Source organism: Sediminibacterium sp. GW821-FHT12F12 (genome assembly GCF_058806635.1).
In genome coordinates this window covers 314,677-329,332 of the sequence record NZ_JBXAPW010000003.1, presented here as the reverse complement: position 1 = coordinate 329,332, position 14,656 = coordinate 314,677, and the positions used below count along the sequence as shown (strand labels likewise).

Genomic DNA, 14,656 nt, shown 5'->3' with positions numbered 1-14,656 from the left:
CAAAGGTCCTCTTTTTCCTTTTGGCAACTCATCGAAAAATCAGGTTATTTGCATACAAATCAACAGCCCATGCTCCCTAAGTTCAAACGTATCCTCCTTAAATTATCCGGCGAAGCTTTATTGGGTGACCAGCGCAACGGCGACCCCTTTAACCCTACCATTATTGAGCAATATGCGCATGATATTAAACTGGTAACAGAACTGGGTGTACAGGTAGCGATCGTGATCGGTGGTGGTAATATTTACCGCGGGATGAACGAGGCTGATAGTGGTATTGAACGCGCCCATGGCGATTATATGGGGATGCTGGCAACAGTGATCAATGCCATGGCCATGCAGGCGATGCTCGAAAAAATCGGGGTGTATACACGCTTACAAAGTGCCATTAATATGGAGCAGGTAGCTGAGCCTTATATCCGCCGCAAAGCATTACGTCACCTGGAAAAAGGAAGGGTGGTGATTTTTGGAGCCGGTACCGGTAACCCTTATTTTACCACAGATACTGCCGGATCGCTGCGGGCCATTGAAATGAAAGCAGATGTGATCCTGAAAGGAACCCGTGTGGATGGTGTGTACAATGCCGACCCCGAGAAAGACCCAACGGCGGTTAAATACGATAAGATCAGTTTCAGCGAGTGTATCAGTAAGAACCTGAAAGTGATGGACATGACAGCTTTTACCCTTTGTATGGAGAACAAACTACCCATCATTGTGTTTGATATGAACAAACCCGGCAACCTGTTACAGGTGGTAGAAGGTGCCAATGTGGGCACCCTGGTAAGCTGATTCACCCGTTCATATAAAAATTTAGTCAGGTTTTACCCGTGTTGATAATTTCACTACACATGAAAAAAATAGCTGTTCTCTTCTTTCTGACAACCGGTATGACAGGTTTTGCCCAGCAGAAAATGTCGCTCACCGATGCCATTAATACGGCTTTACAGAACAGCTATGACATCAAGCTGGCCAAAAACAATATCGAGATCAGCACCATCAATAATTATGTAGGAGTGGCAGGCGGATTGCCGGTGATCAGTGCTACCGGGAATGATAACGAACAGGTAACCAGCATCAACCAGAAATTTGCCGATCCGGCAAGGGATACCAAGCGGGATAATGTAAGTTCCAATAACCTTACGGTGGGTCTTACGGGTAGTATGTTGCTCTACAACGGCTCCCGTGTAGTGGCGGCCAAAAAAAGACTCGAAGAACTGCAACAGCAGAACCAGCAATTGCTGAGTGTGCAGGTACAAAATACGATTGCAGCGGTAGCTACCAAATATTATGATGTTGTTCGCCAGCAGAGTTACCTTAAAACCATTGCGCAATCCATTGATGTTTCCAAACAAAGATTGTCTGTTTTGCAGACCCGCAAGGAACTGGGCCTGTCTAACAATGCTGATATTTTTCAGGCGCAGCTTGATCTGAATGCACTGATTCAATCGCAGCAGGCGCAGCAACTGGTAATTGACCAGGCTAAAACAGATCTGTTGAACCTGATCTTTCTGAAACCTGATACAAAGATCCTGATCAGTGATACCATTATTGTTGACAGGAAGATCAATATCGACAGTGTTCGCAGTAATCTCGCCAAAAATCCGTTACTGGCCGCAGCAGATAAACAGATCCGGATCAATGAATTGCTCGAGAAAGAAACAGCAGCCTTACGTTATCCCACCCTCCGTGCCAATGCCGGTTATAACCTTACCAGCAGCAAGAGTGCCGCAGGTTTTAGTTTACTGAACCAGAGTTACGGCCCTTTTGTGGGTATCAACTTAGCTATTCCGATTTACAATGGCAGCATCAGTAAAAAGCAACAGCAGGTAGCAGCTATCAATACCCGTAACGCCATGATCCAGCGCGATAATATCCTGCTCGATAATGAAAACGGAATGATCCGCACTTACCAGGCGTATACCAACTCTCTTGCCCAGCTGGAAACCTCCCTGCAGAACTATGCTTTATCTACCCAGTTACTGGAGCTGATCTTACAGAAATTTCAATTAGGTCAGGCCACTATCATTGATGTAAAACAGGCGCAGCAGAGTTTTGAAAATGAAGGCTACCGGTTGGTAAACCTGAACTATGCAGCTAAAGTAGCTGAGATAGAACTGAAGCGGCTGGCCAGTGCATTGGCTTTATAAACAATTCGATCCTCCTTTCTTTACCGGGTATGATTCTGTTGGTGTTGGTTTATTCCTCATTAACTAAATTGCCGACCTAATACCTGTAACATGACTCCGAGCATTGTATCCAAACTGCCCGATGTAGGCACTACTATTTTTACGGTAATGAGTCAACTGGCTACAGAGCTGGGTGCGGTAAACCTGGGTCAGGGTTTTCCTGACTTTCCGATGAGTGCAGAACTGACATCTTTGGTGGATGCAGCCATGAAGAACGGCTATAACCAATACACCCACATGAATGGTTTGCCCTTACTGCGGCAGCGGCTGGCAGAAAAAGCAGCGGATCTGTATGGTGCAGTTGTTGATCCGGATACACAGATCACGGTTACACCGGGAGGCACCTATGCCATTTATACTGCATTGACCACCGTGCTGCGGCCTGGCGATGAAGTGATCGTATTTGAGCCGGCCTACGATAGTTATATCCCCAATATTGAGATCAACGGAGCGATAGCGGTGAGAATCTCTCTTCAATACCCTGATTATTCCATTCCATGGGAAGAAGTGCGTTCAAAGATCACCGCACGCACAAGGATGATCATGATCAACACACCCCATAATCCAACAGGCAGTGTATTAAGTGAAGCGGATATTGCAGAGCTGCGCAGTGTGGTAAAAGATACAGGTATCATGATCCTGAGTGATGAAGTGTACGAACACCTGATCTTTGATGGAATTGCCCACCAGAGTATGCTGCGTTATCCCGATCTGCTGGAGCGTAGTTTTGTGTGTTTCTCTTTTGGTAAAACCTATCACTGTACCGGCTGGAAACTGGGCTATTGCATCAGCTCGCCCGCTTTGATGAAAGAGTACAGAAAAGTACACCAGTTCAACTGTTTTTCCTGCGATACACCCAAACAGGTAGCGATTGCGGAGTATATTCAAAACAAAGAGGCCTACCTGGCATTACCAGCTTTCCTGCAAGAGAAAAGAGATTTTTTCAGGGAACTGATGAAGGCAACTCCTTTTCAATGTATACCCTCGCATGGCAGTTATTTTGAGTGTTACAGTTATGGACATTTCAGCCAGGAACCGGATAAGGAACTGGCTATCCGCTTAACCAGGGAATATGGCATTGCTACTATTCCGATGTCGGCTTTTTACAAACAGGGAGAAGACAATAAAGTATTGCGTTTCTGTTTTGCTAAAAAAGAAGAAACCTTACAGAAAGCTGTGGAGAAACTGGTTGGCCTACAATAGAAACATGCTGCTTACAACTGTGCCCTTGTGCCCTGGTGCGGAAAATGCACACCAAGGCACAAGGGCGCAGTTTTACAGGCTCCACCAGTAATTGAACTTCAGCACCAGCGCACGGTTTTTAACGGAGAACGGACCGGGGAAGTAATTATCTGTGTACACAATAAACAGATCAGAAGCGGGTTTATAGCGCCACTGTAAGCGTGCATTTACATTCACATTTTTCTGCTGTTCGTTGTATTGGACATAAGTAGTAATAAACAATTTATTGGTAAGGGTCAGATCTGCTTTGGGGCCAATGAGAAAAAAAGACACATTACCCCAGGGTTGTGGTAGTTTCAACTGATTGTAACTGGTGCTTATTGCCAGACTCAGGTATGGCTGGAAACGATACCCGATATCTGATAAGAAAGAGAATTTGGTGCCATCTGCATAATAACCACCATAACGAACGGAAGCAGAATAGGTAAATAATTGCTGGGGTTGCGATACCACATCGAACCCATAGGTATTGGCCGAATGGCGCGTACCTTTTGCCAGTGAATCTTTTCCGGTATTGGTAGGATCAAAGGGGTTCAGTAATTCTATAAAATCGCGCTGGAAAGAACCGGTGAAAGTAATGCGGTTACGCAGTGTTATCAGGTAGGACACATTAAACCAGTCGTCTGTTCTGCGCATTTTTTCTGTGAAGTACATGGCTGCACTTAATTGTGGTCCATGACTCAGTATTTTACCTGTTCCCGGAAAATAATTTCGGATAAGCACCGGGTTGAATTTGATATAACCCTGCCTCGGCACATAACCCGCTTCTGCTGTATAATTTTTGCCAACGTATTCGTGCTGCCAGGTAATATTCCAGATACGGCTGTTGTAATTGATACTACCGGTATGTGCCAGATCATTACCCGTTTTACCTGGTGTAAATGATTTGATAAACATGCTTTTACCTGTCCAGATATTATTGGAGGAAGCAAGGTTGTATTCGAAACCCAGGTTGCGGTTATACAAACTGTACTGCGGTTTGGAAAGATCGCTGCCCGGTTGGTAATTCAAAGAGGTTTTATCGAGATATAAAAAACCGATCGATGATCTTTTAAACAGTTTCCGCTGTAAAGAAACAACGGCAAAATTTTGTGCGGGCAGTCCCCGTTCTTCCACTTTTTCTGTCTGGATATTCATCGCGCCTATGCGCCAGTTTTTGTCGAGTTTACCACTGAGGCGGGCGCCGAAACTGATCGGCACACCTAACCCGATCCTGCGCGAAAAAAATGGGCGGATATTGGTATTCCCGAAATTGCCGAAGATGTCATTGTTTTCCAGAAAGAATTGTCTTCTCTCCGGAAAGAATAATTCAAACCGGTCCAGGTTGGTTACCTGCTTGTCTACTTCTACCTGCGAAAAATCAGGATGAAGGGTAAGGTCGAGGTTGAGGGAGGAGGTAACCGAAATCTTGGCGTCCAGTCCGATATCAGATTTGTATTGGATGGGTGTTTTGTTCACATAGTCTTTCGAAAGGCCACTCAGTACATAAGGGATCACAGAAACATTGGGCCCCTGCACCGGTGGGGGTTCATCCCATACCAATACACCTGTGTAAGCCAGCGAAGCTGTGGGGAATTGCCGGGGCACCGGTGCCCAGCTCGATTTTTCAGTTGTTTTCAGATCGTTCCTGCTGAAATTAATACCCCATTCCCGGATTCCCTTTTTATACCGGATGGTTTTAAAGGGGATGGCCGCTTCAAAGATCCAGCGGTCGGGATAGTCGGTAACGGCAGATGTCCATTTGTTGTCCCAGTTCAGATCCGCTTTTCCGCCTTCGTATAAAGTAGCATCCCACTGGGCACCTGCGGCATTGGCACCGAATGTGAAACCATTGGTCTGGTCTTCAAACGGATCGATGAAAAAAATGAAATTATCATTCTTACCGAAATTGAAATCCCTCCTCAAAGATTCCACCATATTGACACCCGGAATCTTTTTGTAGCAGATGGCGATGATATAAAGGTTATGATCATCGTAACACATCCGCACATCGGTAGGTACCGTAGCCATGCTGGTGTCCATGGGTAGTACCATGTAAAATTTATCGGCCCGTTCCGCTTTTTCCCAGGCAGGATCGTTGATGGAACCATCTACCTGTACAGCAGCATTTGTTCGATGAATGGGTAGGCGGAAAGCGTCGTTCTTTTTCTGGGCAGCAAGGGTCAGCGACAGGAGCAGACCGATCAGGGAACAAAGTTTTTTCAATGCAGTAGATTTCCTTGGGGGCGATAAATGGCTGTAAGGTAAATCCTATTTCTGAATCGTATCTGCTTTCCCATAGGGAAATGAAAACCACGGATTCGCAGATATATTCATCTGCGGACCCGTGGCTCAAAAAAGTGTATTCGGATTATCTCCAGCCGTCACCGTCAAGTATATTGCCGATACCACCGAGAATGCTGCCTTCTTCTTTACGGCTGGTAGTGGCATAACGCAGTATTCTTCCGGCCAGACGGCTGATGGGCAGTGTCTGGATCCACACGGTTCCTGAACCACGCAGGGTTGCAAAAAACAAACCTTCGCCACCAAAGATGGTGTTCTTGATGCCGCCTACAAACTGGATATCATAATCAATGCCATTGGTAAAGCCTACAATACAACCTGTATCGATGCGCAATGTTTCGCCTGGTATCAGACGTTTTTCAATTACATGTCCACAGGCATGCAGAAAAGCCATTCCATCGCCTTCCAGTTTTTCCATGATAAAACCTTCGCCGCCAAACAAACCGGTACCCAGCTTACGCTGGAACTCGATACCGATACTCACTCCTTTAGCTGCGCAGAGAAAAGCATCTTTCTGGCATACCACCCTGTTTCCATAACGGGCCAGATCGAGTGGTATGATTTTACCGGGATAGGGAGAAGCGAAACTGACACTTCTTTTTCCATTGCCCACATTGGTAAAAGCGGTCATGAACAGGTTTTCGCCTACGAGTACCCGTTTGCCGGCATTCAATAGTTTACCGAGAAAACTGCTATTCTGCTGCTGGCTGCCATCTCCAAATAAAGTTTCCATCTGGATATTGTCATCCATCATCATAAAGGCCCCGGGTTCTGCTATGGCAGTTTCATTCGGGTCCAGCTCAACTTCTACGTACTGCATTTCTTCTCCAAAAATGCGATAGTCTATTTCGTGGTTCTGTAACATTTTTTTTGTTTTGATGAATGTAAGAAAGCTATGCCGGGTGTAAAAATTTTTTCGGGATGAGCGGGAATGATTTGCGAATTAACGGATTGCGGATTCACGGATTTTTATCAACAAATCTCAATTCGCTAATCCGCAATCCGTTAATCCGCGAATTTTCCCAAAAAAAACCGCCTCCGAAAGGGAGGCGGTTCAATTATAAAACCAAAATACAACTCTATCTTATTTAGCCGGTGAATCTTTCATTTTACCGAGCCATACTTTTTTACCCTGAATTCTTCTCACGAGGAACATGATACCTACGGTGATGAAGAAGAATGGTCCGGTGAAACCTAATAAAGCCACATACTTGGTGCCATAGAATTTCTCCATCGGTCTTCTCAGTCTTTCGCTGATCAGGTACATACTTGGTACCATTACCAGTGTTAAAAAGAAAGCGAAGATCAGACCGAAAATGATGGTCCAGCTCAGTGGTCCCCAGAATACCACACTATCACCGCCAATGAAAATATGCGGATTAAAATGGGTGAAGAGGGAAACGAAATCGATATTGAATCCTACTGCCAATGGTAACAGTCCCAGCATGGTGGCCAGTGCCGTCAGCATTACCGGGATGATACGGATCTTTCCGGCTTCAATGGCGGCGGCCCTTGTTTTGTATCCTCTGCCACGCAGTTCATCGGTGAACTCGATCAGCAGGATCCCGTTTTTGATCACGATACCCGCCAGACCAATAATACCCACACCCACCATGATAGTGGCCATTGACATACCCGTGATGGCATAACCGATCAATACCCCGATGATGGAGAAGAATATCTCTGTTAATACAATGAACGGTTTACTCAGACTGTTAAACTGTAATACCAGGATCAGGAAGATGAGCAGTAAGGCAGATAACATAGAAGTTCCGAGGAAGCTCATAGTTTCGGCCTGTTGTTCTCCTTCACCCGTCTGCTTGATGGTTACATCCGACGGGATCCTTGTTTTGTCTTTGAATTCTGCGATCTTCTTGGCCAATTCCGTATTGATCGGTCCTGTTAGAGACGGATCAGTTACATTGGATTGCAACTGGATAGTACGTTTTACGTTCTTACGTTTTACGCCACCAGAGGTATTGGTATAGTCAACCGTTGCCACTGCATTCAGCGGAACCTGTTTGATACCCATGGTGCTCATATCACGGAAAGTGATACGCATATTCATCAGGTCGTTGATATTGTTACGCTGTAACTGGTTATAACGGATCTGGATCTTGTATTCATCTTCGCCATCTTTCAGTTTGCTGGCTTCTTTTCCGAATACGGCGGCACGGATTTCCATACCGATCTGCGCAGTGCTGATACCTTCGCGTAAAGCCCTTTCACGATCAATGTTTATGGTTACTTCGGGGTTTTGCAGGTCCACATCCAGTTTCAAACCTTCAATTCCGTTGATCCGGTTGGTGTCGAGGTGGTTCTGCAGATCGTAAGCTACTTTGGCGATCTCATCAAAATTGTCACCGGTTACTTCAATATTTACCGGAGGATCTGTTGGCGGACCAGCATCTTCCTGTTTTACTTCAATCGTGGCGCCGGGTATTCCCTTCATCTGTTCGCGGATGGCAGCCATCAACGGAGCGGTGGATTTGCCATGTCGTTTTTCAAACTCCACAAAAGAAATCTGGATCCTTCCGAGGTTACTCTGGGTACTGCGGTTATTGTCTCTCGGGTTATTGGCACTTACGGCAACGTTCACGATCACACTTTCTACGATAGCGTTTTCCTTACCGGGTAATTCTTTGTCCAGTACTTTATACACCCTTGATTCAAGGATACGGGTAACCGAATCTGTAGCCGTGGTTTTGGTACCGATCGGCATTTTCAGGTATACATATACAAAGTTCGGATCTCCGCTGGGGAAAAACGGTTTGGGGTTATTCCGCAATACCAGCATGAATAAAGAGATCGGGAATAAGAGGAATAACCAGAGCATCAGTCTTGCCGGACGTGCACCCTTTAATACCCAATGCAGCATTTTCTCATACTTGTTCATCAGGTTGGGTAATACTTTTTCCTGGAAAGTATGTATCATATCACGTAGCACAAAACGGTTCAGCACCATGAAGGCGGCCATTACCAGCAGGAAATTGCCAAAGCCATGCCATCCGGCCAGATTGAAGAGTATACCAAAAGAGATCATTGCCCAGAAGAACGGGTTTCTGAATACTTCTTTTTTGGGTTTATCAAATTCTCTTCCGTCGGGGCGCATGAAACTTACCGCAAATACAGGGTTCATGATAAAGGCTACGATCAGGGAAGCTGCCAGTGTCAGGATCAGCATGGTAGGCAGGTAGATCATGAATTTACCAATGATCCCTTTCCATAGTAATAGCGGGAAGAAGGGAGCCAGCGTAGTCAGTGTACCAGCCAGAACGGGGATGAATACTTCACCCGCCGCTTCTTTTGCGGCCCGCTGAATTTTAACTCTTCCGTTATTATAGATCCGGTGCGTATTCTCGATCACCACAATGGCATCATCCACAATAATTCCCAATCCAAACAGCAGGGCAAAAAGCACAATGAAGTTGAGGGTTACATGCGTACCCACGATCGAGTCTGCCGCCGGTAGAAAGAGGAAGGCTACGAACACACTTAACGGTACGCTCAATGCCACAAAAAAGGCGTTGGTTACACCCATGAAGAACATCAGTACGAGCAGTACGAGTACGAACCCGATCACGATGGTATTTACCAGTTCGTTAAACGATGTTTTGGTTTTTACACTCTGGTCGCCGGTGATAACGATCTTCAGGTTTGGCGGCAATTCCTGTTTCTCTTTCATTTCTTCTACAATCGCCTTGATCTTGTCTGCCGCATTAATCAGGTTTTCCCCACTTCTTTTAATGATGTTAAGGGTTACCACATTTTTGCCATCAAGGCGGGCAAAACTTTCCGTTTCCTTTACCGTATCTATGATCTCTGCTACATCTCTCAGGTAAATAGGAGCTGCCTGTAAATTCTTCACCACAATATTGCGCATCTCGAGGGCAGAGGCAAACTGTCCTTTTACACGGATGGTTCTTTTCATCTCACCCACTTCAATCAATCCACCGCTGATATCGCGGTTTTCGTAACTGATGGCATTGGAGATATCGGTGAACGAAAGTTTGGCCGCCTGCATTTTAAAAGGATCCACGTTGATCTGGATCTCTCTTTCCGGTGCACCCACAATATCGGCTCTGCTGATCTCTGTCAACTCTTCAAAGTGATCCTGCATATTGTCGGCATACTTTTTCAGCGTCATGCCGTCATAATCCCCACTCACGTTTACATACATGATGGGCATTTCACTGAAATCGAATTCCTGTACATTGGGTAGCTGGGTAAGGTCGGTAGGCAGATCGGTCTGTGCTTTGTCTATCGCATCTTTTACTTTCTGTTTAGCTACTTCTGTTTTTACATCGGTATCAAACTCAACAATGATGAGCGAGAAATCCTGCTGCGAGGTAGACTGGATCTTTTTTACCTTGGCGCCACTGATCCCTTTCAATTGCTTCTCGATGGGGCGTGTTACCAGGTTTTCCATGTCTTTTGGCGAGGTTCCGAAATAAACGGTGCTTACACTGATGGTAGGTACCACAATATCCGGGAACTGCTCCTTGGGTAATGTATTGAACTTGTTCAGTCCATACAATGAAATCAGTATGGTGATGATATACATCGCCGTACGGTTGTCAACAGCCCAACTGGTAGGTTTGAACTCTTTGAATTTTTTGGCGATGCCTTCTATGAATGGATGCATGTTATATTTTTTTAAGTAGTCAGCTTGGTTCGGGAATCGTGAGTCGTCAGTAGTGAGTAGGGAGTTGTCAGTGTTTATACTCACTACTGACTACTCACTACTCCCGATTAATTCGTTCTCAATAACTGTCCGTCGTAAATATTCTGGAAACCTTCGGTAATCAGTTTCTCGCCGGCCTGTAAACCCGACTTTACTTCAATCAGTGCATTGTATAATTCACCTACCTGGATCTGTCTTTTTCTGGCCACCAGTTTGCCGCCTTCTGATACGGATACATATACGTATTTTCCTTTTTCATCAGTGCCAACGGTATTTACCGGGATGGCAATGGCATTTACGGCACTATAATCGAGGATCCGTACCATGGCAATCTGGTTAGGGCGGATAGCCGGATCAGATGGTAAAGAAGCTTCTGCGCGGAAGGAGCGGTTATTAGGATCGATCACTTTACCCGAAACAGAGATGCTGGTATTGAAGGTCTTGTCGATATCGGGCAGTGAAACTACCACCACAGAACCCTGTTTAATCTTGCCACTGTAGTTCTCCGGAACATCGGTTACTACCTTCAGGCTTTTTGTATTCACGATCTTGATCTGTGGTAAGGTGCCCGCAAAACCGGTAAACAGTTCACCTACACGTACATTCACTTCGTCCGCAATTCCTTCCACATCACTATACACATTGGCACCGCTCTGCTGCTCCTGTTGCACTTTGATAGACTCTTCTGCTGCTTTCACCTGTCTTTCCAGACCTTCCACATTGGTTCTGGCACTGATCAGTTCTATCTCTGTACCAATACCCTGTTTCCAGAGATTACTTCTTCTGTTATACACATCTTTGGCAAAAGTGAGCTGGGTTTTCAATGCTTCTGCATTCTGTCGTGAAGCGGCAATCTGCTGTTTTACGATGGCGTCGTCCAGCTTCAGCAGTAACTGCCCTTTTTTTACATAATCGCCTCTTTTCACATACACTGCCCGAACCTGTCCGCCGCCTAAACGGGGAGAGATATAGGAGATGTCATTTGCATCTACCCTGCCCTGCAGGTCTATATAATGTGAGAAGTTCTGCGTGGTAATATCTGCAGTGCCTACCAGTTTGGCCACATCTTCTTTTACAGCCGAAGTATCCAGTTTGGCGATCTCTGTTTCCAGGGCCTTGATCTTATCGGCCACGGTATTGTGTTCTTTTTTCAGTTTCTCCAGTTCTGCTTTTTTAGCGGTTAGTGATCCACTGCTTTCTGTGTTATTACCACAGGAGGCCAGAACAAGGGAGCTGGTGAGTAAAATAACTTGTATGAACTTTTGCATATCCTAAGATTTATTAGTTGTTGGTTTTATAATTTTCCGGTTGCTTTCTGGTAATCTACTTTGGCAATAATGGCACTATACAATGAACTGATATAATTGGTTTGTGCCGTTACCAGGTCTGTTTGTGCAGCAGTGATCTCGGTATTGGACCCTGTTCCTACTTCAAATTTCTTTTTGGTCTGGTTGTATACTTCTTCTGCCAGTTCCATATTTTTTTTCTGTGTAATCATGGTAGCGAGCGCAGATTTGAAGTTGATCTTTGCTTGTTCTACTTCGCTGTCAATGGTCAGCTTCAGGTTTTCCAGTTGGTTCTCTGTTTGCTTCAGCTCGATCCTGGAACGTTTGATACGGGCACTGCGGGCAAAACCATCAAAAATGGGGACGGAGAGATTCAGTCCTACATAGGATGTAGTGAACCAATCTCCTTTCCCGAAAATATCGAACTTATTCCGCTGCGCGTTTTTGCTATAGGCGCCGGTGAGTGAAAGGGTAGGGATATAACTCAACTGGTACCGTTTGATATTAAACTCGTTCAGTTTTTTACCCAGCGAAAGATATTGAAACTCTTTTCTATCTGTATACTGGTATGCTGTATCATTCGAAAAGTCTTCTTTTACCTGCTCATCACTGATCTTATCTGTCAGTACCAGGGTGTCTTTTACAGGCATACCCATCAGGGTTTTCAATCCCAGGTAACCGATACTGATACTGTTCAGCGCTTTTGTTTTTTCGGTTTGCAGATTCGCCAGTTGTACAGAAATTTTGTCGAGGTCCAGTTTCTCAGCAAAACCATTTTTGTATAATTCACCTGCGTCATGTTTCAGTTTCTCCAGGCGGGCAATATTTGCATCCAGTAATTCCAGTTGTGTTTTACTTAATACCAGCTGGTAATAGATTTTGTGAATATTGGTTTTGATCACTTCTTCCGTTACTTCCTTGTTTTTGGTCTGGAACTCAATCGAAGTAGCCCTTGCCTGCAAAGCAATAAATACCTGACCATCGAACAGCAGTTGCTGCAGCTGTATGGTAGCGGTAGAGTTATACTTGGTACCAAACTGAACCGGGATATAAGTGCCGGCCGGCTGACCAAATATCTCACCCGGTAACAGCGAGGTAGGGATTTTAATGTAATCGGTGATACCTGCAGATCCCGTAATGTTCGGTAAAGCAGCTGCGGTGATCTCGCGGTTGGTTTGTTGCTGGCTTTGGATATTGAGCAAAGCGTTCTTCACCTGTACATTGTTTTTGGCAGCGTATTCCACCGCCTGTTGAATGGTGAATGCATGTTTTGTGGGTGTTTGGGCATAAACAAGCGAAATGCCTGTCATCAACACCAAAACCAGGGATGCAATTCTTGTAAGTCCTCTGTTGTTCATAAGCTAAATGGATTTTAGTCTTTGTTGCTTGTATTTCTGAATCAGTTTCTGGCCCTTGGCTGTTGCCAGTCCGTATAAAAAGTTATCGGTTATTTCTGTTACCACCGTAGGAAGACTGTTTTTACCCACCGGGAACATTTCCGGGTTAAATACGAGGTAAGTAGCTGCCAAACGAAAACGGGCCATGATCTCTGTATTTACTTCTTCCCTGTACAATCCATCCCTTTTGCCCCATTCCATGTTCTCTTTGATAATGGTGTATAAGAACTTGTTTTTGAACTCGTTATGTTTTTTAAAAGCTACCGGGTGGTATTTCTCCAGGTCAAACAGCACATTCGGGTTCATCTTGGTCAGTACTTCCTGTAACATGTCTACGGCCATGAATACTTCATGTATCGCATTTTCACTTTTGGCTTTGTGCTGGGTACATTCGTATTGACTGGCATCTAATTCAATATCAATCACATCTGCTACCAGTGAATCCTTGTCTGCATAAAACTGGTAAATGGTTTTTTTGCTCATTCCCAGCTGACTGGCCACTTCGTCCATGCTCACACTCCGGATCCCGTACCGCATAAACAGCTCGTGGGCCTTATTGGCTATTCGCTCTCTTGGTTCCATAATAATTTTACAATGAGGGAGTGCAAAACTATGGAAACTCAAACCGTGACCAAAGTTTCCGGCCTGTTTTTTTTATTATTTTTGTGTTAAACGGTTACTGGTAGGGATAAATGAAAGCTGCAAAAGCTCACTGGCGTTAGTTTTCAGCGGATTTCGCTGCTGCCGAAAGTTAATAAAGCCGCCCGAATCCTGATTTCTTATTTACTTTACAGCTTAATCAATTTTGCATGAAAAGGCCTCAACCCCGAGTAACCATACGTTTTTACCTGAAAAAGCTACTGCAGTTTTTCTTCCAGGGTTTGATTGTATTGGCACCTATTGGTATCACGCTTTGGGTGGTAGTGGGGCTTTTCAATTTTGTAGATGGTATCCTCCCCAATATAGTATACACACTGGCGCCGGAATTGCTTACCAGAGATGCGGGTGGTAATATCAGTAAAATTCCCGGACTGGGTTTTGTGGTAGTGATTGTGCTGGTATTATTTGTGGGCTGGGTTTCTTCCCTCTTTGTGGTAGGCCGCCTGGTTACCTTATTGGATACGGTATTGGAGAAAACGCCCGGCATCAAATTCATCTATTCTTCTGTAAAGGATTTCCTGGAAGCTTTTGCCGGTAATAAAAAGAAATTCGATAAACCTGTACTCGTTAATGTAGATGCCCCCGAAGTTTGGCGGATCGGTTTTATTACCCAGCAGAATGCCCATGAATTTGGCATGCAGGAGCATGTAACGGTTTATGTGCCGCATTCTTACGCCATATCCGGTATCACCTATATTGTTCCCCGCGAGCGGATCCGGTTACTGCCTCATGTCAGCGCCGCCGATGCCATGAAATATACCGTATCGGGTGGGGTAACGGATGTGCATGAGTGAGGGGTGTGAGACGTGAGTCGGGGCTGTGGGCCGTCTTGTTCTGCGTTTCTGCATAAAATAGTAACAAATGCCCAATCAGCAACTACCTGCTCACTACTGACGACTCACGCCTCACGATTCACGAATT

General features: G+C 45.1%; 10 protein-coding genes. 4 read left to right on the top strand and 6 right to left on the bottom strand.

Annotation, left to right across the window (positions count from 1 at the left end; all coding sequences use genetic code 11):
• Positions 1–69 precede the first annotated feature (69 nt).
• The 3 genes from pyrH to AC1RNB_RS06525 all read left to right on the top strand — a co-directional run bounded on the left by pyrH (position 70) and on the right by AC1RNB_RS06525 (position 3,386).
• The gene (gene pyrH, locus AC1RNB_RS06535; protein WP_493081754.1) at positions 70–786 is read left to right on the top strand and encodes a UMP kinase; all 717 of its coding nucleotides are present in this window, start codon (positions 70–72) and stop codon (positions 784–786) included.
• 59 nt (positions 787–845) lie between these two features.
• The gene (locus tag AC1RNB_RS06530; RefSeq protein ID WP_493081753.1) at positions 846–2,144 is read left to right on the top strand and encodes a TolC family protein; all 1,299 of its coding nucleotides are present in this window, start codon (positions 846–848) and stop codon (positions 2,142–2,144) included.
• A 90-nt stretch (positions 2,145–2,234) separates the two neighbouring features.
• A complete protein-coding gene (locus AC1RNB_RS06525) occupies positions 2,235–3,386 on the top strand; it encodes a methionine aminotransferase (RefSeq protein WP_493081751.1) in 1,152 nt (383 codons plus the stop codon).
• 72 nt (positions 3,387–3,458) lie between these two features.
• Here the strand turns inward: AC1RNB_RS06525 and AC1RNB_RS06520 are convergent, their stop codons facing one another.
• From AC1RNB_RS06520 to AC1RNB_RS06495, 6 genes are all read right to left on the bottom strand, one after another.
• Positions 3,459–5,630: a DUF5916 domain-containing protein gene (locus AC1RNB_RS06520; RefSeq protein ID WP_493081750.1), complete on the bottom strand. Its 2,172-nt coding sequence runs from the start codon at positions 5,628–5,630 to the stop codon at positions 3,459–3,461.
• A gap of 145 nt (positions 5,631–5,775) precedes the next feature.
• Positions 5,776–6,573: a TIGR00266 family protein gene (locus AC1RNB_RS06515; RefSeq protein WP_493081748.1), complete on the bottom strand. Its 798-nt coding sequence runs from the start codon at positions 6,571–6,573 to the stop codon at positions 5,776–5,778.
• Positions 6,574–6,792: 219 nt separating this feature from the next.
• The gene (locus tag AC1RNB_RS06510) at positions 6,793–10,353 is read right to left on the bottom strand and encodes an efflux RND transporter permease subunit (RefSeq protein WP_493081746.1); all 3,561 of its coding nucleotides are present in this window, start codon (positions 10,351–10,353) and stop codon (positions 6,793–6,795) included.
• Positions 10,354–10,460: 107 nt separating this feature from the next.
• The gene (locus AC1RNB_RS06505) at positions 10,461–11,660 is read right to left on the bottom strand and encodes an efflux RND transporter periplasmic adaptor subunit (protein ID WP_493081744.1); all 1,200 of its coding nucleotides are present in this window, start codon (positions 11,658–11,660) and stop codon (positions 10,461–10,463) included.
• A 26-nt stretch (positions 11,661–11,686) separates the two neighbouring features.
• Entirely contained in the window at positions 11,687–13,036 is a 1,350-nt protein-coding gene (locus tag AC1RNB_RS06500; protein WP_493081743.1) for a TolC family protein, read from the bottom strand.
• Positions 13,037–13,039: 3 nt separating this feature from the next.
• The gene (locus AC1RNB_RS06495; protein WP_493081741.1) at positions 13,040–13,657 is read right to left on the bottom strand and encodes a TetR/AcrR family transcriptional regulator; all 618 of its coding nucleotides are present in this window, start codon (positions 13,655–13,657) and stop codon (positions 13,040–13,042) included.
• Between the two features lie 227 nt (positions 13,658–13,884).
• Here AC1RNB_RS06495 and AC1RNB_RS06490 point away from each other — a divergent pair, with 227 nt between their 5' ends.
• The gene (locus AC1RNB_RS06490; RefSeq protein WP_493081739.1) at positions 13,885–14,529 is read left to right on the top strand and encodes a DUF502 domain-containing protein; all 645 of its coding nucleotides are present in this window, start codon (positions 13,885–13,887) and stop codon (positions 14,527–14,529) included.
• The last annotated feature ends 127 nt before the right edge of the window (positions 14,530–14,656 follow it).

Excerpts from the sequence above, each read along its gene's own strand:
- AC1RNB_RS06490 (WP_493081739.1), top strand. The coding sequence starts at position 13,885 with ATGAAAAGGCCTCAACCCCGAGTAACCATACGTTTTTACCTGAAAAAG.
- AC1RNB_RS06510 (WP_493081746.1), bottom strand. The coding sequence starts at position 10,353 with ATGCATCCATTCATAGAAGGCATCGCCAAAAAATTCAAAGAGTTCAAA.
- AC1RNB_RS06495 (WP_493081741.1), bottom strand. The coding sequence starts at position 13,657 with ATGGAACCAAGAGAGCGAATAGCCAATAAGGCCCACGAGCTGTTTATG.
- AC1RNB_RS06505 (WP_493081744.1), bottom strand. The coding sequence starts at position 11,660 with ATGCAAAAGTTCATACAAGTTATTTTACTCACCAGCTCCCTTGTTCTG.
- AC1RNB_RS06525 (WP_493081751.1), top strand. The coding sequence starts at position 2,235 with ATGACTCCGAGCATTGTATCCAAACTGCCCGATGTAGGCACTACTATT.
- pyrH (WP_493081754.1), top strand. The coding sequence starts at position 70 with ATGCTCCCTAAGTTCAAACGTATCCTCCTTAAATTATCCGGCGAAGCT.
- AC1RNB_RS06515 (WP_493081748.1), bottom strand. The coding sequence starts at position 6,573 with ATGTTACAGAACCACGAAATAGACTATCGCATTTTTGGAGAAGAAATG.
- AC1RNB_RS06530 (WP_493081753.1), top strand. The coding sequence starts at position 846 with ATGAAAAAAATAGCTGTTCTCTTCTTTCTGACAACCGGTATGACAGGT.
- AC1RNB_RS06500 (WP_493081743.1), bottom strand. The coding sequence starts at position 13,036 with ATGAACAACAGAGGACTTACAAGAATTGCATCCCTGGTTTTGGTGTTG.